General features: G+C 63.7%; 21 protein-coding genes. 4 read left to right on the forward strand and 17 right to left on the reverse strand.

The window, feature by feature from the left end; genetic code table 11:
• Positions 1–245: 245 nt before the first annotated feature.
• Both QUG01_RS13230 and QUG01_RS13235 read left to right on the forward strand, forming a co-directional pair.
• The gene (locus tag QUG01_RS13230; protein WP_500830556.1) at positions 246–1,190 is read left to right on the forward strand and encodes a cation diffusion facilitator family transporter; all 945 of its coding nucleotides are present in this window, start codon (positions 246–248) and stop codon (positions 1,188–1,190) included.
• Positions 1,191–1,275: 85 nt separating this feature from the next.
• The gene (locus QUG01_RS13235; protein WP_043623490.1) at positions 1,276–1,527 is read left to right on the forward strand and encodes a hypothetical protein; all 252 of its coding nucleotides are present in this window, start codon (positions 1,276–1,278) and stop codon (positions 1,525–1,527) included.
• Positions 1,528–1,597: 70 nt separating this feature from the next.
• Here the strand turns inward: QUG01_RS13235 and QUG01_RS13240 are convergent, their stop codons facing one another.
• The 6 genes from QUG01_RS13240 to flgA form a co-directional block, all read right to left on the reverse strand.
• Complete coding sequence (locus QUG01_RS13240; RefSeq protein ID WP_500830557.1) at positions 1,598–1,867, reverse strand: hypothetical protein; 270 nt, start codon at positions 1,865–1,867, stop codon at positions 1,598–1,600.
• A gap of 110 nt (positions 1,868–1,977) precedes the next feature.
• Complete coding sequence (locus QUG01_RS13245) at positions 1,978–3,339, reverse strand: DEAD/DEAH box helicase (RefSeq protein WP_500830558.1); 1,362 nt, start codon at positions 3,337–3,339, stop codon at positions 1,978–1,980.
• 118 nt (positions 3,340–3,457) lie between these two features.
• Positions 3,458–4,378, reverse strand: a complete 921-nt coding sequence (locus QUG01_RS13250) for a CobD/CbiB family protein (protein WP_500830559.1) — start codon at positions 4,376–4,378, stop codon at positions 3,458–3,460.
• 132 nt (positions 4,379–4,510) lie between these two features.
• Positions 4,511–4,975 (reverse strand): flagella synthesis protein FlgN, encoded by a 465-nt coding sequence (locus QUG01_RS13255; RefSeq protein WP_500830560.1) that lies wholly within the window; start codon positions 4,973–4,975, stop codon positions 4,511–4,513.
• A gap of 42 nt (positions 4,976–5,017) precedes the next feature.
• On the reverse strand, positions 5,018–5,320 hold the full coding sequence (gene flgM / locus QUG01_RS13260; protein ID WP_500830561.1) for a flagellar biosynthesis anti-sigma factor FlgM: 303 nt from the start codon (positions 5,318–5,320) through the stop codon (positions 5,018–5,020).
• A gap of 87 nt (positions 5,321–5,407) precedes the next feature.
• Positions 5,408–6,085, reverse strand: coding sequence for a flagellar basal body P-ring formation chaperone FlgA (gene flgA / locus QUG01_RS13265; RefSeq protein ID WP_500830562.1), 678 nt, complete (start codon positions 6,083–6,085; stop codon positions 5,408–5,410).
• Between the two features lie 139 nt (positions 6,086–6,224).
• Between flgA and QUG01_RS13270 the strand changes: the two genes are divergently transcribed.
• A complete protein-coding gene (locus tag QUG01_RS13270; protein ID WP_500830563.1) occupies positions 6,225–8,387 on the forward strand; it encodes an autotransporter outer membrane beta-barrel domain-containing protein in 2,163 nt (720 codons plus the stop codon).
• A 65-nt stretch (positions 8,388–8,452) separates the two neighbouring features.
• Here QUG01_RS13270 and thrC read toward each other — a convergent pair whose 3' ends face one another.
• The 4 genes from thrC to QUG01_RS13290 form a co-directional block, all read right to left on the reverse strand.
• Complete coding sequence (thrC, locus tag QUG01_RS13275; RefSeq protein WP_500830564.1) at positions 8,453–9,862, reverse strand: threonine synthase; 1,410 nt, start codon at positions 9,860–9,862, stop codon at positions 8,453–8,455.
• Positions 9,859–10,194, reverse strand: coding sequence for a hypothetical protein (locus tag QUG01_RS13280; RefSeq protein WP_071109634.1), 336 nt, complete (start codon positions 10,192–10,194; stop codon positions 9,859–9,861). Before QUG01_RS13280 ends, thrC begins: the two co-directional genes overlap by 4 nt.
• Positions 10,187–11,497 carry a homoserine dehydrogenase gene (locus QUG01_RS13285; RefSeq protein WP_500830565.1) on the reverse strand — a complete coding sequence of 437 codons (1,311 nt, stop codon included), beginning with the start codon at positions 11,495–11,497 and terminating at the stop codon, positions 10,187–10,189. Before QUG01_RS13285 ends, QUG01_RS13280 begins: the two co-directional genes overlap by 8 nt.
• A 114-nt stretch (positions 11,498–11,611) precedes the next feature.
• The gene (locus QUG01_RS13290) at positions 11,612–12,844 is read right to left on the reverse strand and encodes a pyridoxal phosphate-dependent aminotransferase (protein ID WP_043623521.1); all 1,233 of its coding nucleotides are present in this window, start codon (positions 12,842–12,844) and stop codon (positions 11,612–11,614) included.
• A gap of 230 nt (positions 12,845–13,074) precedes the next feature.
• Between QUG01_RS13290 and QUG01_RS13295 the strand changes: the two genes are divergently transcribed.
• Positions 13,075–13,443, forward strand: a complete 369-nt coding sequence (locus QUG01_RS13295; RefSeq protein ID WP_043623523.1) for an Mth938-like domain-containing protein — start codon at positions 13,075–13,077, stop codon at positions 13,441–13,443.
• Here QUG01_RS13295 and QUG01_RS13300 read toward each other — a convergent pair.
• The 7 genes from QUG01_RS13300 to QUG01_RS13330 form a co-directional block, all read right to left on the reverse strand.
• Entirely contained in the window at positions 13,440–14,753 is a 1,314-nt protein-coding gene (locus QUG01_RS13300) for an MFS transporter (protein ID WP_500830566.1), read from the reverse strand. The genes QUG01_RS13295 and QUG01_RS13300 overlap by 4 nt on opposite strands.
• A 737-nt stretch (positions 14,754–15,490) precedes the next feature.
• A complete protein-coding gene (locus tag QUG01_RS13305) occupies positions 15,491–16,807 on the reverse strand; it encodes an NAD(P)/FAD-dependent oxidoreductase (protein WP_500830567.1) in 1,317 nt (438 codons plus the stop codon).
• Between the two features lie 334 nt (positions 16,808–17,141).
• Entirely contained in the window at positions 17,142–18,668 is a 1,527-nt protein-coding gene (gene ubiB, locus QUG01_RS13310) for a ubiquinone biosynthesis regulatory protein kinase UbiB (RefSeq protein WP_500830568.1), read from the reverse strand.
• A gap of 8 nt (positions 18,669–18,676) precedes the next feature.
• A complete protein-coding gene (locus tag QUG01_RS13315) occupies positions 18,677–19,264 on the reverse strand; it encodes a ubiquinone biosynthesis accessory factor UbiJ (protein ID WP_500830569.1) in 588 nt (195 codons plus the stop codon).
• Positions 19,265–19,284: 20 nt separating this feature from the next.
• On the reverse strand, positions 19,285–19,800 hold the full coding sequence (locus tag QUG01_RS13320) for a M15 family metallopeptidase (RefSeq protein ID WP_500830570.1): 516 nt from the start codon (positions 19,798–19,800) through the stop codon (positions 19,285–19,287).
• Positions 19,800–20,534, reverse strand: a complete 735-nt coding sequence (ubiE, locus tag QUG01_RS13325; protein ID WP_500830571.1) for a bifunctional demethylmenaquinone methyltransferase/2-methoxy-6-polyprenyl-1,4-benzoquinol methylase UbiE — start codon at positions 20,532–20,534, stop codon at positions 19,800–19,802. Before ubiE ends, QUG01_RS13320 begins: the two co-directional genes overlap by 1 nt.
• Before the next feature lie 2 nt (positions 20,535–20,536).
• Entirely contained in the window at positions 20,537–20,908 is a 372-nt protein-coding gene (locus tag QUG01_RS13330) for a gamma-butyrobetaine hydroxylase family protein (RefSeq protein WP_103318300.1), read from the reverse strand.
• Between the last annotated feature and the right edge of the window lie 157 nt (positions 20,909–21,065).

Here is a 21,065-nt window from a genome sequence, read left to right on the forward strand (position 1 = left end):
CGGCGCGCGAAACGCCTCGATTCGTCGCAAAACGCATCCCGGCGCGACCGCTCACCAAACGTCAACAGCCCCTAGGCTTGGTCTACTTGCTGTACCTGCTTTCCACACGCTGGTAAGCCCTGTGACCGGCAGGGTCTATGCAGCTCATTCTCGTTTTCATTATCATTTACTTTTGCAATCGAATTTTAATGACCGATAGCAAAAACAATGAGAAAATAGCGCCTCCCATCGTATGGATAAACGAGATGAGCCACAGCCACCACCCCATCGACACGCGCAAGGAACCGGAAAGCGTGGAACGCCAGCAAGCCGCGCGCACCAGCACGCTGGTCAGCGTGGTGGTCAATATCGTGCTGTCCACGGTGCAGATCATCGTCGGCGCCTGGGCGCACTCTTCCGCCCTGATCGCCGACGGCATCCACTCGCTGTCCGACCTGTTCGCCGATTTTGTCGTGCTGTTTGCCGGCAAGCACAGCGGCAAGGGCCCGGACCACGATCATCAATACGGCCATCAGCGCTATGAGAACGCCGCGTCTTTGGTGCTGGGCCTGCTGTTGTTGGCCGTGGGCGGCGGCATGCTGTATTCCGCCGCGAATAAATTCATCCATCCCGAAGACATTCCGTCGGTGCATGCGCTGGCCTTGTGGATCGCCGCTCTGGCGCTGATCGCCAAGGAAAGCCTGTTCCGCTACATGCTGGCGGTGGCGCAGCGCGTGCGTTCCAGCATGCTGGTGGCCAATGCCTGGCACGCGCGCTCCGACGCCGCGTCATCGTTGGTGGTGGCGGCCGGCGTCGCCGGCAACCTGCTGGGCTATCCGATACTGGACCCGGTGGCCGCGCTGGTGGTGGGGCTGCTGGTGGGCAAGATGGGTTGGAGCTTCGCCTCGGACGCGCTGCACGATCTGATGGACCGTGCCGCCAGCGAAGACGATGTCGCGGCCATTCGCGCCACCTTGCTGGACACGCCAGGCATCATCGGCGTGCACGACCTGCGCACTCGCAAGATGGGCGATCTGATCCTGGTGGACGTGCATCTGGAAGTCGACGGCAGCATCAATGTGTTCCAGGCCCATGCCATCACCGAAGACGCCCAGCAGCGCGTCATGCGCAGCCACCCGGTGCTGGACGTGATGACCCACATCGACCCAGCCGAGCACTATCAATCAAATAGCATAACCATCGCCAGTTGATGGTATAGTGGCGGGCTGCAACTTTTGCGGCGCCAGCCCGTCTATTGCTACCATGACGCCACAACTCCGATACTCACAACGCAGATTGCTGCAGATCCTGACGGCGCTGACCGTGCTGTGGCAGTTCGAGACCTATGCCGTAGGCCACGCGCCGCTTGCGCCGGCCGCGGAGGAGCCCGCCATCAGCACCTGGAGCGAGCATTTGCCGCCGGACACGCCTTTCCTGCTGGTGCAGGAGGTCCGCGACCAGTTCCGCCATACCGACGCCAAGCGCGATGCCGGCACCCCGGTGCGCGACATCGCCGCGCTGCCGCCCCGGCCAGACGACGCAGCCTGAAGGCACAAGGCAAAAGGGCCGGTTGTCTCGCGACAAGCGGCCCTTGCGCTTCCATTTCAGGTTCAACGACTCATGGCGCTTTCGGCAACTGCCCCTGCGGATTGCAGAGCGGGCAGCCCGGATTGCTGCAATGAATCGAGCTGTTATGCACCAGCCCGCGCAGCTGGGAAAGCCGCTCAAAGTCGGCCGCGCCATCCCGGCTTTTTTTCGTCAGCAAAGCGCTGCCATGGCTGCTCAGCGTCGGCTCCAGCGCCATCTGCAACGGCTCCGCCTGCGCGGCCGCGCCAACACCCAGCATCACGCCGCCTGCGCTCAATACATAAACCAGACTTTTCTGCATACGCATTCTCCCCTTTGCAGGATCTGATGGCCTGACATGTTTGAAGCACGCCGCCGCTCGCGCGGGATCATTGAAAAAACAAACCCCGCCAAAGCGGGGTTGCGTCAAAATCAGCGTATCAGCTCTACCTTGTAGCGCGGCGGCAACAGCAGGGCCGGAATTTCGCGCTTGCCTTTGCGGCTGCGACGGCCAGGCGGCCGCGGCTGCTTCAGGCCTTCGCCATGGCTCATCAGCATCGGCAGCGCCGGCGACTCTCGCAGCGCCGACTCTCGCGGCTTCGGTTCCCGCACAATGGGCTCACGCGATGCCGACTTAGGCCGCGGCAGCCAGGACGGCCAGAAGCCATCCACGCTCTGCGGCGGCAGCGTCAGCTTGGTCAGCCGCTCGATCGCCTCGAGCTGCTTGGTTTCTTCCTGACACATCAGCGAAATCGCCACCCCCTTGGCGCCGGCGCGGCCGGTGCGGCCAATGCGATGCACGTAGTCCTCGGGCGAGGTCGGCAGCTCGAAGTTGACCACATAGGGCAGTTCGGTGATATCCAGGCCGCGCGCGGCCACGTCAGTGGCGACCAGCACGCGCAGATTGCCGTCCTTGAACCCGGCCAGCGTCTCCAGCCGCGCGCCCTGCGTCTTGTCGCCATGAATCGCCTCGGCATCCAGGCCGTCGCGCTTCAGATCGCGCGCCAGTTGGTCGGCGCTGATCTTGGTCTTGCAGAACACGATCACCTGGCTCATTTCGCGCGAACGGATCAAGTGCGCCAGCAACTGGCGCTTCTTGAAGTTGTCCACCTGGAACACCAGTTGCTCGACTTGCTCGTTGGTGGCGTTCTGGCGGGCCACTTCCACGGTCTGCGGCGAATGCATGAAGTCCGCGGAAAGCCGACGGATTTCCGGGGCAAAGGTGGCGGAGAACAACAGCGTCTGCCTGTCCTTGGGCAGCATGCCCATGATCTTGCGGATATCCTGAATGAAGCCCATGTCCAGCATGCGGTCGGCCTCGTCCAGCACCAACACTTCCACCTTGTTCAGCTGAATCGACTTCTGCTGGATGTGATCCAGCAGGCGGCCCGGCGTCGCGATCAGGATTTCCACGCCGCGGCGCAGCTCCTGCGTCTGCGGATCCATATTCATGCCGCCGTAGACGGTGGTCGCGCGCAAGGGCAGGTATTTGGTGTAGCTCTTGACGTTCTCGCCGATCTGGTCGGCCAGCTCGCGGGTGGGGGAAATCACCAGGGCGCGCACCGGGTGCATGGCCGGCGATACGCTGGTATTGGCAAACTTCTTCAGCCGCTCCAGGATGGGCAGCATGAAGGCGGCAGTCTTGCCGGTGCCGGTCTGCGCCGCAGCCAGCAGGTCGCGGCCCGACAACACCAGCGGGATGGCTTTCTCCTGGATCGGCGTCGGCTGGCTATAGCCTTGCTCCTCGATCGCTCGCAGGATCTCAGGCGACAAGCCCAGTTCCGAAAACAACATTTAACACACTCCTGCAATACGGAGGGGCACGTCGCGCCATTGCGCCAACGCGCCCCGATGTTCATCAATCGACCGGCGGCGGATAAAGCAATTGCCACTCCTAGGAGTGGCAACACCGTCAGCCCATATGGCTGGCCACGCTGATCAACAGCACAACCGCCAGCCACAACAAGGCGGATCGCCATACCAAACCTACCGCGCTTCTCAGGTAGCTGGGATCGGCTTCGTCGCCCAAGCCCAACTCCGGACGGTACTTCACCGAATAATCCTGGCGCAGCGGATCGCCCAGGCGGACGCCCAGCGCGCCGGCGGCGGAGGCCAGCAGAATCCCATTGGCGTAGTTGCCCCAGGTTCTGGCCTGGGAGCGCCAGCAGTACACGGCATCCTCGAAATCGCCCATCACGGCGAAAGCCGCCGCCGTCAAGCGCACCGGCAGCCAATCCAGCCAAGCCGCCGCTCTGGCGGCAAACAGGCCAAACAAGTCATCTGTCGCGCCGCGGATGCCCCACTTCTGATTCAGCATAGAACACAAGCGGTACAGCAAGGCGCCGGATGGGCCCGGCAGCAACACGAACCAGAACATGGTTCCGAACACATGGCGGTAGCTGTCCACCACGCCTTGTTCTATCGCCAGACGGGAGATCTCCTCCACCGACAGCTCGGCAGTGGGCTGCCCGGTCCAGTTGGCCAGCGCCACGCGCGCGTCCAGGTCCCGTCCCTCCGCCAGGGCCAGCGAAATCTCGGAAAACGCGCTGGAGAAATGACGGAAGCCCATGGTCAGATACAGAATCAGCACGTTGAAGGCCAGCGCCAGCAAGGGGCTGACCGCCTTCAACGAATAGAACACCAACAGGCTCAGCGCCATGGCCGGCACAATGGCGGCCAGCCAAGCCAGCACGCCGTGGCGTTCGGCGCCGGCATTCAAGTTGCGCTCGAGATGGTTGGCGTAACGGGTGAACAACAGCCACACCCGGTTGCGGTTGCCGAGCGGCCGCAACTGTTCCAAGGCCAGGGCGAGAATCAAGGAAATCAGGGTCATGGGTTCTGGATGTGATTTTCACGGGACCGCTGGGGAAGATACCACAAAGGGGGCGACTGCGCCCAGCCGCGATGATTCGGACAGCGGGCAAAGAAAAGGCGCCTTGCGGCGCCAAGCTGACAGAGCGGCGGTTCAAGCCGATCCCAATAAGCGGCGGCCGGTCACCACATCGGGGCGATTGCCGTCGCGGTCATAACCCAGCGTGGAAGCCGCGGCCGCGCGCAATGCGGTCAAGGCGCCCTCGACTTCCTGCAAACGTTCGGATACGAAACCGGCGTTAAGCTGGTTGACGCCTTGGGCGCGGCCAACCACGTCTTCCAATTGCACCCAGGCTTCGCAGGCGGCGGGCTTGTCGGCCAGCCAGATATACAGCGTATCTTTATCCTGCACGCCCTGCTCCGCCAGCAGCTTGCCGCGCAAGGCGGACTGCTGCGCCAGTTCGTCCAGCACTTCGCTCTTTTCGTCGGCCAGCGCATCCAACTGGTGCTCCAGCCTATTGACCAGCAGGGATTGCTCCTGCTCCAACAACGCAAGCAGCCGGGACATGAGTGCTATCTCAGCCCGGCACAATTCTGTGAATTCATCTATGACAGACATCTTGTCGCCTCATCGCTACCGGCGATCCGCCCGGCTCGCCGTTCAGCCGTGCAGCAGTTCCTGAGCCGAGGAGATCAGGCCGTCGGCAATCTTGTCGGCATTGATGCTGAAGCTGCCGTTGGCGATGGCGGACTTGATCGACTCGACCTTGGCGGCGTCGAATGAGGGCTGCTGCGCGCTGGGATCATTGCCGATGGCGCTCAAGCGGCTGGCCACCGAATTGATCTTCACACTGTCAGCGCTCGCGCTGCTGTCGCTGGTGCTGGAACTGGACGGCGCCCGGGGGGTGGTCTTGCTCTGGGTGCTGTAGGTACCCGACAGCTTGCCCGAATTGTCGATTTTCATGGCCTGGCCTTCCAGAAGCTATACTCAACTGACTCTATTATCGACCGAAAAAACAATCTCTTGAACTATTTTTCTAGACGATATCTGCTAAAAAACCACAGCGACGCTGCCATCCTGCCGCACCATGCCGCGCACAACCCTTCCCGTGCTGAGCCGGACATTGACCTGCTCGCCCAAAGCGGCGTTGCCCATCGCCATGCCCTCCGCCTCCGCGGCGAAGCCTTCGCCTTCCGCCGACACCTTGACCTGCTGGTTCACCCGCACCAGATAGGGCGCCCGCACCATGAAGTTGCGCAGCCAGGCGCCCGACGGCGCGCCGGAGCGCATCACCTGCCCCACAGCCTGGCTGGCATCGGTCAGCACATTGCTGGCTAGCGCCGGATTGCTGATCTCGACCATTCTGACATCATCGGCCGTCAACTGCTCGCCTGGGGCCACGGCCCGGTTCAGCGCCACGCCCAGGCGCTTTTCATTGATCATCACCGGCAGGCGCAAGGTCCAGCCGGAATCGGGACAGGAGAGCAAAACCGCTGTCGCGCCAGTGGTCACCGCCGGATTGGCCCATTCCGCCTTCGGTTTGGCGCAGGCCGGCACTGCCAGCCTGCGATCCAGTTGCCCCAGCTTCCAACTGGCCTCGCGCAAGCCCAGCTCGCGTTTCAAAAACTGCTCGGCCAGCTTTTCCAACACGCCCAGATTCTGGATGCCGTCGGCACGGGCCGACAGGGCCAGCAGCAGGCAGCAACCGCACAAAAAAAGTCTTCGCATGCCCGCATTTTAGCGCAAGCGCCCCATGACATGGGATGTCATTGACAAGTGGCTGCAACATTCGAATAATCGTTTGAATAGAGTTTAGACTCTTAAACCAAATAAAACATTTGCATGCTCGTTTCACGAGGAGACCCTGATGCGCATCCGCTTGACCGCTCTCGCCCTGGCCACCGCAATGGCCCTGCCAGCCGCTGCCCATGCTTACAGCAATATTTACTTCTTTGGGGATAGTCTGACTGACACCGGCGCTTTTGGCGGACTGGGCAATTTGCCTGCCAACGCTCGCTGGACGCTGGGTTACGGGGCTGGCTGGTCGGAGAACTTCGCCGGCCACTTCGGTATTTCGGTTACCCCGAATAATCCCAACAACAGCAAGATCACCGCCAAAAATGGCAACAACTACGCGCAAGGCGATGCGCGAGCGCAGCCGGCCAACCCAGCCAATACCAATCCGGAATCGGTTACCGGTGCGCCAACCAGCGACGCAATCAAGGTTTCCGACCTCGTAGACCTGACCGTGAACGGCACGGTCACCAATCCAGGCCAGATTTCCAGTTATCTAAAGCAAAGTGGTGGAAAAGCGGACCCCAACGCACTCTATTCAGTGTGGATTGGGGGGAATGATGTGATCAACTCTTTGCAGGTGGGCCAGGCTGCAATGTCGGCAGCCATAACATCTGCTCTGGCTGGTGGCGCCACGTTGGCACAAGCTCAGGCGCAAGGAAAAGCCGCCGCTTCAACAGCGATCCAAAACTACCTGACAACATCTGCGACTAACACCGTCCAAGCTGTTGGCACACTAAAAGCGATTGGTGCCAATACCATCCTATTGCCCAACCTGCCCAATATCGCGGCCGCCCCGCTGGCGGTATACGCCACCATCAATGCGAAATACTCGACGCCGGCGGACGCCGCCAATCTGGCCACCGCCTGGGGCGCCGCTTGGCAGGTGCTGAGCGCCGGCAAGACGGCTGGCTCCGCGGCGCTGGTTAGCCAGGCGCTGGCCAACGCAGAAAATTCAGTCGGTTTGACTGCGGGCACCCTGCAAACCATCTACAACACGCAAGTTCAGCCTACCCTGCAAACCGGCTCCTCTGGCTACAACCAGCTGGTTGACTTGCAATTGGCGGGAGCCGGCCTGACTCACGGTATTATCCGTGCCAACATCAACGGCCTATTCACCGAGATTCTGGCCAATCCGGGCACCTACGGCTTCACCAATACGTCCGGCTCTGCTTGCCCGCAATCGGCGTTGTACTGCAATGCGCAAGTCGTCCCTGGACTCAATTATCTGTTCACAGACGCGCTCCATCCGACCCCGCAAGCCTACAAGATCATATCCGACTACTTCTACGGCCTGACTCAGGCTCCGCTGTTCGCCGCCGCGCTGCCCGACTCCTCGCTGAACAACGCCCGCCAGCTCGGCAGCGCGCTGGACGCCCGCTACCAGGCCATCCGCTCGCAACAGCGCGCCGTCGGCACGGTCAGCGCCTTTGTGGACGGCGCATTCAACCAGGACAAGATTGCTTACAACGGCCTGGAATCCAAGCCCAAGGGCCAGCTGTACACCCTGGGCCTGGATTTCCAGGCCACGCCCAGCCTGAGCATGGGCCTGGCCATGTCTCGCCAGCAGGGCAAGTCCGATGTGACGAGCTCCGGCACCCCCGGCACGCTGAACGACCGCACCACGCTGATGACCGGCCTGGTCAGCTACAACCAGGACAAGTTCTGGATAGACGGCGACGTGCACGTCGGCTCCGGCGACGTCGACACCAGCCGCAGCGTGACGGAAGGCCCGGCGACGATCAACATCGGCGGCAAGACGCGCCAGACCCAGTACGGCATGCGCATTGGCGGCGGCTACCGCCTGCAATACGGCAGCCTCACCCATGGCCCGGTAGCGGGGCTGGATTTCGCCCACGCCAAGGTTGGAGGATTTACCGAACAAGGCGGCAACAGCAGCAGCATGTATTTCAACGAGCAAACCCGCAGCTCGCTGGTGGGCCGCGTGGGTTGGCAGCTGGACGCCACCGTGGGCCAGTTCAGCCCTTACGCCAAGGTCAGCTACGCCCACGAGTTCAAGCAGGATGACCGCACCATCACCGCCGGCCTCGCCACCGCCCTGGGCGATTGGACGACCAATCTGGGCAAACCCGCCAGCAACTGGATGGAATGGACGGCCGGCGTCAGCGCCAACTTCAACAAGAAGGTCACCGCCTTTGGCCAGCTCACCGCCACCAGCGGCAAGAACGGCGGCAACCAGACTGGCGGCAACATCGGCGTAGCCGTGTCGTTCTGATCCGCCACGCAGGAATCAAAACAGGCTCCGCATGCGGAGCCTGTTTTTTATGCCATCACGGCGGCTTAGGCCAAGGTTTTCTCGATCAAGGCCTTGACCTGGCCGGCATCCGCCGGCAGCACCACCACGCGCTGCGGCAAAGATTCCAGCTGCTCGAAGCCGGCCGGCCGCGGCGGATCGCGGTCCAGCGCCTCGCGTATGGTTTCGGCGAACTTGGCCGGCAGCGCCGTCTCCAGGCAGACGATATTCTCGCCCGCGCGCCGCAGCGCACGCGCCACCTTGATGCCGTCGGCGGTATGGGTGTCCACCACCACGCGGTCCTCGGCATCGACTTGGCGGATGGTGGCGAGCCGGTCGGCGTGCGCGCTCCTGCCGGAGACGAAACCAAACTGCTCGCGCACGCGGCGCATGGCGTCCGCATCCAGCTGGAAACCGCCGCCCGAGTCCACTTCGGCCCACAGCCGCTGTACTGCTGCGGCGTCGCGTCCCATCAGGTCGAACACGAAGCGCTCGAAGTTCGAGGCCTTGGAGATGTCCATGGACGGGCTGGAGGTGACATAGGTGCGCTCGCTGCCGCGCGGCGCGTAGCGGCCAGTGCGGAAGAACTCGTCCAATACGTCGTTTTCATTGGTGGCGACGATCAGGCGGTCTATCGGCAGTCCCATCTGCCGCGCCACATGGCCGGCGCAGACATTGCCGAAGTTGCCGGACGGCACGCAGAAGCTGACTGACTGCTGGTTGCTGTCCGTCGCGCGGAAGTAGCCGTGGAAGTAGTACACCACCTGCGCCACCACGCGCGCCCAGTTGATTGAGTTGACGGTGCCTATCTTGTGGCGCGCCTTGAAGGCATGATCGTTCTGCACCGCCTTCACGATGTCCTGGCAGTCGTCGAACATGCCCTGGATGGCGATATTGTGGATGTTCTCGTCCTGCAGGCTGTACATCTGCGCGCGCTGGAAGGCGCTCATCTTGCCGTCCGGGCTCAGCATGAACACATTGATGCCGCGCTTGCCGCGCATGGCGTATTCGGCGGCGGAGCCGGTATCGCCGGAGGTGGCGCCCAGGATGTTCAGCGTCTCGCCGCGCTTGTCCAGCACGTACTCGAACAGCTGGCCGAGGAATTGCATGGCCATGTCCTTGAAAGCCAGCGTCGGGCCGTTGGACAGCTCCAGTATGGCCAGGCCGTCATGCAGGCGCTTGAGCGGGGCAATCTCGGGGCTGCCGAATACTTCGGGCCGGTAGGCGCGCTCGACGATGCCCTTCAGGTCCGCTGCCGGAATGTCGTCGGCGAACAGGCGGATGATCTGGAACGCCAGCTCGGCGTAACTCAGGCCGCGCCAGGCCTCCAGCGTGGCGCGATCGATCTGCGGGTAGCGCTCCGGCAGCAGCAGGCCGCCGTCCGGCGCCAGGCCCATCAGCACGGTTTCGCAAAACGGCAGCGGCGCCATGCCGCCGCGGGTACTGACATAGTTCATTGCTGTGTTTCCAGATATTGGCCGCAGGCGGCGGACGCCTCCTTCAGGCGCTGTTTGCCGCGCGGGTCGTCTTTCTTGATCTGGCCGGTGAGCACCCCCATCACCTCTTCCGCGGTGAAGGTATTGGCCAGTTTCTCGCTGGCGCACTGGCAATAACGCTGCACCTGCTCGTTGCCGGGCTGGCCGACGCCGTCGGAAGCCGGCGTGCGCTTCAGACAGCCGCGCATCAGGAAGCCCTGCAGCAATTGATGCTGGCCGGGACTCAGCGGCGTCGCGGCGGCGACGCCGGTAAACAGCGCGGCGTACAAGCCGGCTTGCAAAGACTTAGTCATTCAACTCTTCCATCCTCAGACGCACCACCTTGCCAGCCACGCTGTCCAGCGCTTCAATGCTGGCTATGGCCCGATTGATCGCTTTTTCCTGCACGCGGTGGGTCAGGATCACCACTTCGGCGGTGCCGTCGCTGACCGATCCTTTCTGGATCAGCGCCTCGATCGAGATGCCGTTCTCAGCCAGCAGGCGGGTGATGTTGGCCAGCACGCCGGCGCGGTCCACGGCGCCGATGCGCAAATAATACGAGCTGGTGACATCGGCGATCGGCAGGATAGGCAGATCCTGCAGCTGGTCCGGCTGGAAGGCCAGGTGCGGCACGCGATGCTCCGGGTCGGAAGTCAGCAAACGCGTGACGTCGACAATGTCCGCCACCACCGCCGAAGCGGTGGGCAGGGCGCCGGCGCCGGCGCCGTAATACAGCGTCGGCCCCAGCGCGTCGCCCTTGACCAGCACCGCGTTCATCACGCCGTTGACGTTGGCGATCAAGCGGCTTTCCGGAATCAGCGTCGGATGCACGCGCAGCTCCACGCCCTTGTCGGTGCGGCGGGTCAGGCCCAGCAGCTTGACGCGGTAACCCAGTTCCTCGGCGTAGCGGATATCGCGGCCATCCAGCTTGCTGATGCCTTCCAGATAGCACTGGTCGAACTGCATCGGGATGCCGAAGGCCAGCGCCGCCATGATGGTCAGCTTGTGGCCGGCGTCGTGGCCTTCGATGTCAAAGGTCGGGTCCGCCTCGGCGTAGCCCAGCTTCTGCGCCTCGGCCAGCACGTCGGCGAAACTGGCGCCTTTGTCGCGCATTTCGGTCAGGATGAAGTTGGAGGTGCCGTTGATGATGCCGGCGATCCATTCGATGCGGTTGGCGGCCAGGCCTTCGCGCAGGGTCTTGATGATGGGGATGCCGCCGGCCACCGCCGCCTCGAACGCCACCATCACGCCTTTTTCCTGGGCGCGGGCGAAAATTTCCGTGCCGTGCAGCGCCAGCAGCTTCTTGTTGGCGGTGACCACGTGCTTGCCGTTGGCGATGGCCTTCAGCACCAGCTCCTTGGCGATGGTGTCGCCGCCGATCAATTCAACCACGATGTCCACGTCCGGGTTGTTGACGACCAGCAGCGCATCGTCCACCACCTGCACATCCGGCCCCAAGACGGCGCGGGCCTTGGCCACATCGCGGTTGGCGGCCTGGATCAGGCGGATTTCGCGGCCGGCGCGGCGGGTGATCTCGCCGGCGTTGCGTTTCAACACGGTGGCGGTGCCGCCGCCGACGGTGCCGACGCCCATCAGGCCGATATTGATCGGTTTCATATACATCTCCATTCAGTCCCTGGTTTTTATTCGGCTCAAGGCCGTCTGGACAGCTTGGGCTATCCGCACGGTCCTGCCGGCGGCGGATTTCTCCGCCGCCTCATAACGCTACGATCAGACCTCGCTGCCGTGGCGCTTGCGGTAACGCTCGAGGAAGCTGGCGATCCGGCCGATGGCCTCGATCAGATCATCCGAGTTGGGAAGGAATACCACGCGGAAGTGATCGTGCGCAATCCAGTTGAAGCCGCTGCCCTGCACCAGCAGCACCTTCTCCTGTTGCAACAGCTCCAGGATGAACTGCTGGTCGTCCGCGATCGGATAAACCTTGGGGTCCAGCTTGGGGAACAAGTACAAGGCGCCCTGCGGCTTGACGCAGCTGACGCCCGGTATCTCGGTCAACAGCTTGTGCGCCAGATCGCGCTGGCGCGCCAGGCGGCCGCCCGGCGCCACCAGGTCGTCTATGCTCTGGTAGCCGCCCAGCGCGGTCTGGATCGCATACTGCGACGGCACGTTGGCGCACAGCCGCATCGAGGCCAGCATGTTCAAGCCCTCGATATAGTCCTTGGCATGCGTCTTCTCGCCGGACAGCACCATCCAGCCGGCGCGGTAGCCGCAGGCGCGATAGTTCTTGGACAGGCCGTTCAGCGTCACCACGAACAGGTCCGGCGCCAGCGAGGCGATGGAGGTGTGCTTGACCGCGTCGTACAGCACCTTGTCGTAGATTTCGTCGGCGTAGATGATCAGCTGGTGCTGGCGCGCCAGGTCGACGATCTGCTGCAGCAAGGCCGGCGGATAGACCGCGCCGGTCGGGTTGTTCGGGTTGATGATGACGATGGCGCGGCTGGACGGGGTAATCTTGGCGCGGATGTCGTCGATGCTGGGGAACCAGCCCTGCTCTTCGTCGCAGACGTAGTGCACGGCCTTGCCGCCGGCCAGGCTGACCGCCGCGGTCCACAGCGGATAATCCGGCGCCGGCACCAGCACTTCATCGCCGTTGTCCAGCAGCGCCTGCATGGCCATCACGATCAGTTCGGATACGCCGTTGCCGATGATGATGTCGTCCATCGCCACATTGGGCAGGCTCTTCTGCTGCGCGTAATGCATGATGGCCTTGCGCGCGGCGAACAGGCCCTTGGAATCGGAATAGCCGGAGGCGGCCGGCAGGTTGACGATCACGTCTTCTATGATCTCGTCCGGCGCGAAAAAACCAAACGGCGCCGGGTTGCCGATATTCAGCTTGATGATGCGATGGCCCTCATCCTCCATCTTCTTGGCGTGCTCAAGCACCGGACCACGAATGTCGTAGCAGACGTTGGCGAGCTTGTTGGATTTATGTACGGGCTGCATGGAGGGGGTTTCCGTTTCGGGCTGCCCGCCAGACGCTATGGCGTTTCTTTGGCGGTGTGGCTGTTTCATGGGATCTCTCGTATTGGTTGGCCGGCGGGAAACCACATACAGGGCGTGGTCGCGTCCACTCCGGGTCTGGGTATAATCCTATCCCAATCTTTGACGCACTGCACAGCGCCGACGCGCGGCGCGCGCATCGTCCGCAACCCAGAGTCAATGGAGCCATTCCGATGAAAATGCATCAGTCGCTGGGACAGGGCAAAAACCTGTTCACCGGCTATGGCGAAGGCCATGTGCTGATCAACGCCCAACGCCATGACGGCAACCTGATCGTCAGCGGCGACGAGATCGTCAGCTGGGCCGCGCCGGACTTCGCCAGCCTGGCCGCGGAGCATTTCGAGGTCTTGCTGGCTTATCAGCCGGAAGTGGTGCTGTTCGGTTCCGGCAAGAGCCAACGCTTCGTCCATCCCAAGCTGTACGCCGCGCTGACTCAGGCCGGCATCGGCATCGAGTGCATGGACACCCAGGCCGCCTGCCGCACCTTCAACATCCTGCTGGCGGAAGACCGCCGCGTGATCGCGGCGCTGCTGGCGATCTAAGCCGCCTCCTCCGCCCGCGTCCGCGCGGGCTCGCGGTGATAGGCCCACACCACGGCCGCCGCAGCCAAAGCCAATAGCGCCAGCAGGGCGAACAGTGCCGGCTGGCTCCACGACAGCCCGATCAGCACCCCGCCCAGCCACGGCCCCAGCACCGAGCCGATGCGGCCGATGCCTAGGCTCCAGCCTACGCCGGTGGCGCGCAGGCCGGTGGGGTAGGCGCTGGCCGCCAGCGCGTTGACCGCCGGCTGGACGCCGATGACGCAGAAGCCGGCGCAAAACAGCAGCCCATACAGCCACAAGGCCTCGCCTTCGATGCCCCCGAGCGTCCACAAGCCCAATGCCGCCAGCAAAAAGCTGGTCAGCAGCACCTTGCGGAAGCCCAGACGGTCTATCCAGTGGCCGAAGGCCAAGGTGCCCGCCACCCCGCCCAGTTGCAGCATGCTGCCAGCGAGCAGGGCATGGCGCATGTCCAGCCCTTGCGCCCGCAGCAGCGACGGCATCCAGTTGGACAGAAAATACAGCACGATCAGATTCAGAAAACTGAGCAGCCACAGCAGCAGCGTGCGCCGGGCCAAGCCATGGCGGAACAGTTCGATCACCGGATTGCGCGAGGCCGGCTGCTCCGCCAGCCACGGCTGGCAATCGGCCGGCAAGGCTGGGTCCATCCGCCGCAGCCAGAACAAGGCCTGCGCCGGCCGGCCGCGCAGCAGCAGGAATTTGGCCGACTCGGGCAGGCCGCGCAGCATGGGCAGCCACAATAGCAGCGGCGCGGCGCCGCCGACGATGAACACGGCGCGCCAGCCATGGGCCGGAATCAGCCAGGCGGCCAGCAAGCCGCCCAGCAAGGCGCCGGCGGTGAAGCCGCAGGAAATGATCATCATCAGGCTGGCGCGCCGCCGCGCCGGGCTGTATTCGCCGGCCAGCGCCATCGCATTGGGCATGATGCCGCCCAAGCCGATGCCGGTGATCAGGCGCAGCGCGATCAATTGCGGCAGGCTGGCGGCCAGGGACGTGGCCAGCATGCCGGCGGAAAAGAGCAGCGTGCACAGCAGCAGCAATGGCCGGCGGCCGATGCGGTCCGCCACGGCGCCGAACAGCAGCGCGCCCAGCATCAGCCCCAGCAGACCCGAGCCGAACACCGGCCCCAGCGCCGCCTTGGCGATGCCCCAGTCTTCCAGCAGGGCCGGCGCGACATAACCCATGGCCTGCACGTCGAAGCCGTCCAATATCATGCATAGGCCGCACAGAACCAACAGCCGGTACTGAAATGCGCCCAACGGCCGCTCGTCCAACCACTTGCCCAGCTCCATGCCCGCTCCTTCGATATGCGAATGTCAAAGCAGCATCGAAGAAAGGCGGCAATGGGTCAAGTTGCGGCGCAGCACAGATCACAAGATAGGCAAGACAAACTAATGGCACTAGGGGCTGTTGACGTTTTGTGAGCGGTCGCGCCGGGATGCGTTTTGCGCCGAATCGAGGCGTTTCGCGCGCCGCATAGTCATTCTCTGCCAGCGCGGAACAACGAGGAGTCGGCGCGAAAGGCGCCCGGCCCTGCGGGTTTGGCCGCTTTGGGCCGGAAGCCGCGTTGCCCAGCCCTTGCATAGAATGACTATGCGTCGGACTGTGCGCCTTGCTTCCGGCCCAAATCGGCGCAAACGCGATCCACTCACCAAACGTCAACAGCCCCTAGCGTGAAGCAAATGGCAAATCGCCAGCCACCCAACTCCCCTTCTGGCCACGCCGCCCTGAAAACCGAGAGCAAGGTTTTAAGCTGGCGTTTGTTTGAGGCGCGCGACGTTAGCGCGCGCCGAGTTCGCCAGCGCCTTGCACTCGGTTTTCAGGGCGGGAATTCGTGGCCGGAGGGGTGGCCTGGGGTCGTGAGGGGGCTGGCCGCACAGCCCCCTCACCCGTCGACCGGGCGGAACCGGCATAGAAGCATCCATCCGCGCAGCGGATTCCACATAAAACAAAATGCCGCTCACTTTCCGCAAGTGAGCGGCATTCGCCAAAACTTCCCTCAAGCGGACCTGAACGGCCCACGCCATCATCAATGCAGCTTCAATGCCGGCCGCGCCGCGCGGCGCAGCTTGTCGCCGATGAACAGCAGGATTGCCAGCACCCAGCCATGCACCGCCGCCTGGTGCATGCGGTACAGCGAGGCGTAGATCAGCTTCGCGCCGCGGCCTTCCACGTGGTAATCGCGCTTCGGCCCCACCACGGCCGCCAGGCTGCCCACCGCGGTGTGCTTGCCCAGCGACACCATCATGCCCTGCGGCTTGAAGACAAACGGCCGCGCCGGCTTGTCGTCCAGCCGGCGCGCCAACTCCTCGGCCAGATAGCGCGCCTGCTGGTGCGCCACCTGGGCGGTGGCGGACAGCATGCGGCCGCTGTCGCCGTCCGGCGCGGCGGCGCAATCGCCCATCGCGTAGATGCAGTCGCCGCCGGCGCAATGCAGCCGGGTATCCACCACCAGCTGATTGACGCGGTTCACTTCCAGGCCGTCCAGCGTGGCCAGCCAGGCCGGCGCCTTGACGCCGGCGGCCCATACCGTGATGTCGGCTTCGATCTTGCGGCCATCTTTCAGCGCCACGCCATCGGCCTCCACCGCCGCCACCAGGCTGTTGGTCAGCACCTGGATGCGCTTGGCCGCGAGTTGCTCCTCTGCGTAAGCGGACAGCGACGGCGGCGCGGCGGCCAGGATGCGCTCGGCGCCTTCTATCACGCTGATCTTGACGCGTTCCGGCTGCAGGCGCGCACCGTAGTGGTGCAGTTCGCACATGGTATGGTTCAGCTCGGCGGCCAGTTCCACCCCGGTGGCACCGCCGCCGACGATGGCGATGGACAGCGCGCGCGCCGGCGCCGCGGCGCCGCTGGCGCGGAAGGCCTGCTCCAGCACGCGGTGGCGCAGCTTTTCGGCATCGGCCGGGGTGTTCAGGAACATCGCGTGCTCGGCCACGCCGGGCGTGCCGAAGTCGTTGGCCTGGGCGCCCACCGCGATCACCAGCCAGTCATAGGACACATCGCGCGCCGGGCTCAGTTCGCTCCCATCCTGGCTCTGGATGGCAGACAGCCGTATCGTGCGTTGCGCCTGGTCCAGGCCGGTCATGTAGCCGAATTCGAAATCGTAGCCGTTGCGGTAGCCGTGGGCGAAGTAATTGACTTCGTCCTCGCCGGTATTCAGCGCACCGGTCGCCACTTCGTGCAGCAGCGGTTTCCAGATGTGAGTAGGCGAGCCATCGACCAGCACGATCTGCGCGCGGTGGCGCGCGCCCAGGGTGCGGCCCAAACGGGTGGCCAGCTCCAGCCCGCCGGCGCCTCCCCCGACAATGACGATGCGCGGCAGCGCCGCGTTGCGGCTTAACATAAGCAGCTCCTGATGAGTGGTATTTTTGGCCAAGATTACCGCATTTTTCGCCCACCCTGCGGCGTCCGGCAATAATTAGCACCATGCCATGGAAGATTCATGCCATGCGCCTGATTCGACAGACATTTACGGCCATGCCGCGGGCAAGGCATTCAGAAAACATGCCCTTGGCCGCCGCGCGGCAGCCGATCGACTTATCCACAGTTGCACACCGTAGCCGATACTTATCCACAACGCAGCGTGCCTGGCGTCTGCACGCCCAGAAAAAACGGGCAACAGCCGTTGGCCATTGCCCGTTTCTCCCGCTCGCCAAGACATCGGCGCAACATCAGTCCTACCACAACGTCTTCGCCAACAGCGCAGCCAGCAGCAGGGCGATCAGCAGCAGCAGGAAATTCTGTCGCTTCTGTTCGCGCATCAGCTGGATATAGCCTTCCACCAGCAGGTCGGTCTTGGCCGAGCTCAGCGTATCGTTCAGCTTGCGCGGCAAGGTCGGCAAGGTCGTCGCCCATTGCGGCGCTTCATTTTTCAGCGTGCGCAACAGGCCGCGCCAACCGACCTGCTCGTTCATCCACTTGGTGAGGAAGGGCTTGGCGGTGTCCCACAAGTCCAGCTCCGGGTCCAGCTGGCGGCCCAGGCCTTCGATATTCAGCAAAGTCTTCTGCAGCAGCACCAGCTGCGGCTGGATTTCCACATTGAAGCGGCGGCTGGTTTCAAACAGCCGCAGCAGCACCATGCCGAAGGAAATTTGCGACAGTGGCTTCTCGAAGATCGGTTCGCACACGGTGCGAACCGCGGCTTCCAGCTCTTCGGCGCGGGTATCCTTGGGCACCCAGCCCGATTCGATGTGGGCGGTGGCCACGCGGTGGTAATCGCGGTTGAAGAAAGCCAGGAAGTTGACCGCCAGATAGTGCTTGTCGGTGTCGGTCAGGCTGCCGACGATGCCGAAGTCCAGCGCGATATAGCGGCCGTCGGCGGCCACGAAGATATTGCCCGGATGCATGTCGGCATGGAAAAAGCCGTGGCGGAACACCTGGGTAAAGAAGATTTCCACGCCGTAGCGGCTGAGCTTGCTCAGGTCGATGCCGGCCTGCCGCAACCGCTCCACCTGGCCTACCGGGATGCCGTGCATCCACTCCAGCGTCAGCACCTCGCGGCTGGAGTAGTCGTAGAACACTTCCGGCACGATCAGCTTGTCCGAGCCCTTGAAGTTGCGCCGCAGCTGCGAGGCGTTGGCCGCCTCGTGCATCATGTCCAGCTCGTCGTGCAGGTATTTGTCGAACTCGGCCACCACTTCGCGCGGCTTCAGCCGCTTGCCGTCGGCGAACAGCTTCTCCACCCAGCCGGCCAGCGTGCGCATCAGCGACAGGTCCTGTTCGATCACCGGCAGGATGCCGGGCCGCAACACCTTGACCGCCACTTCGCGGCCGCGGCTGCCGTCCGCTTGCCGCAGCCAGGCCTTATGCACCTGGGCGACGGAGGCGCTGGCCACCGGGGTCAGGTTGAAATCGACATAGATTTCGTCGATCTTGCGGCCCAGGCTGCTTTCCACCACCTGCTGCGCCAGCGCGCCGTCGAACGGCGGCACCCGGTCTTGCAGCAAGGCCAATTCGTCGGCGTATTCCGGCGGCAGCAAGTCGCGTCGGGTGGACAGCACCTGGCCGAACTTGACGAAGATCGGCCCCAGGCTCTCCAGCGCCATGCGCATCCGCGCCGGCAGAGGCGCGGCGGTGTCGCGCGCGATAGGACACAGGCGGAACAGCTTGTGCAGGAAGGCCAGCCTGGAATGCCCTTCCAGGAAATCATCCAGACCGTAGCGGTACAGGGTGGCAACAATCTTCAGCGAGCGCGATATCGACATAAAGTCCGTCAGGTCCGGGAATTCTGTTTATTGTTGAGCGCGGCTTCCAGCCGCTCCAGCCGCTTGTCCAGCCGGCCGGCGTCATCACGCAGCTTGTCCACGTCTTGCACGAAGCGGCCCACCTGATGCCGTCCAGCCAGCACGGCGCCATCCTCGCGCAAGTGCTCCAGCCAGTTGTCGGCCAGGCGGAAGGCCAACTGCCCCTTGAAGCCGAACAGGCCGCGCGCCAGCGTTTCGATGCGTTGCGCCGCCACATCGCCGAACACCCGCGACAGGTCTTCGCTGGCGTGCCATTGCAGCTGGCCGATGATGCGGCCGAGCGCGGCGGCCAGCTCGGCGTCGCCCTCCAGCGCGATGTCCGACAACTGCGGCGCCTGGCTGCTCAGGTGCGAGAACAGCACGCCGTGGCGCAGCACCAGCTTGGCTTCCGGCTCGCCCTCGCAGGCGGCCAGCCAGCCCTCATCGGTAATCACGCCGGCCACATGCAGCGGCGGCAGCGCGATGGCCACCCGCCGTCCGACAAAGCGCGCCAGCTCGGCGCGCCGCGCCGGATGCTGGTTCAAGAGATGGTTGAATGCGGCGATGGTCAGCGCCATGTGTTTACTCCGGTGAACCGTCACGCCCGCCAGCGCCAATGCCAGGGCTCGTACAGATAGCCGCTGGCGTTGCCGCGCGGGTAGCTCAGATGAAAGCCGAAATCCGCCGCCCGCCGCTGAAGCCAGCCAAAGGCGGCGGTGGTTTCAAACGCTTCCTCCAGCGGCGGCGAGCCGGGCGCGCCGATATCGACGGCGCAGCCGGTGTGGTGCTCGCTGAAGCCCGGCGCGGCGCTGACGCGCAGTATCTCGTCCAGGCTCAGCCCGCGCGCCAGTTTGGCGGCTACGATCTCATGCTGCCGCGCCACGCTGCGAAAAGCCGACAGCAGGAACACCTGCACGCCCTCGTCCGCCGCCGCGCGTCGCATCGCCTGCCAGGCAGCCGCCGCCGCAGGGACGAGCAGAAACTCGCGGCCCTCGGCATCGGTTTCCGCCAACGCCAGCTCGGCCGGCTCGGCATGGATTTCCAGCCCCCGCGCGAGCAAGTTAGCCGGAGCGATACCCAGCTCGGCCAGACGCGCCGCCAGCTCCGGCATCATCAGAACTTGACCCCCTTGTGCAGCGCAACAACGCCGCCGGTCAGATTATGGTAGTCCACCTTGCCGAAACCCGCGTCCAGCATCATCTGCTTCAGCGTCTCCTGATCGGGATGCATGCGGATCGATTCGGCCAGGTACTGGTAGCTGTCGGCGTCGTTCGCCACAAGCTTGCCCATGATGGGCAGGGCCTTGAAGGAGTAGAAGTCGTAGAACGGCGACAAGGGCTTCCACACCTTGGAGAACTCCAGCACGAACAGCTTGCCGCCCGGCTTCAGCACGCGGCACATCTCCTTCAGCGCCGCGTCCTTGTGCGTCATGTTGCGCAGGCCGAAAGCCACCGACACCGCGTCGAAATAATGGTCCGGGAACGGCAGCTTCTCGGCGTCGGCCAGCGACACCGGCAGGATCACGCCTTCGTCCAGCAGGCGGTCGCGCCCCACGGTCAGCATCGAGCTGTTGATGTCGGTCAGCCAGACTTCGCCGCTCTTGCCCACGCGCTTGGCCCAGCCGCGCGCCAAGTCGCCGGTGCCGCCGGCGATGTCCAGCACCTTGTCGCCGGCGCGCACGCCGGAGGTGGTCAGCGTGAAATGCTTCCACACCCGGTGCAGGCCGCCGGACATCAGGTCGTTCATCACATCGTACTTGCCGGCCACCGAGTGGAAGACTTCGGCCACCTTGCTGGCCTTCTCGCTCTCCGCCACGGTCTTGTAACCGAAATGCGTGGTCTTATCCATGTTCACTCCCTGCTCGCGCCGGCGGCGGCGAGCTTGTCCAGATATTGCTGCCAGTACTGGTCGCGTTTGGCGCCCAGCTCGTATAGATAGCTCCAGCTGTAGAGGCCGCTGTCGTGGCCGTCGTCGAAGGTGATCTTCAGCGCATAGTGGCCCATGGGCTCCAGCGCGGTGATGCCGACATGGCGCTTGCCGGTCTGCAGCTTCTCCTGACCCACGCCATGGCCGCGCACTTCGGCCGAAGGCGAATAGACGCGCAGATACTCGCACGGCAGCTCGAAACGGGCGCCGTCGTCAAAGGCGATCTCCAACACCTTGGAGATTTGGTGCAGCTGGATTTCCACCGGCTGCGCGGCGTCGGGGGTGAGTCCGGACATGGCCTTATCCTCGGTTAAACCCTGAAAAACTCATTAGCCACCAAATCCACGAAAACCACAAAACGGCAGTAAACAAAGCGCTTAAAACTCACACGGACTTCCACACCGTCTTTGTGCGTTTTTTTCGTGTCGTTTCGTGGATTTCGTGGCTAAAAAA

This window comes from Chromobacterium sp. CCUG 76385, assembly GCF_059916625.1.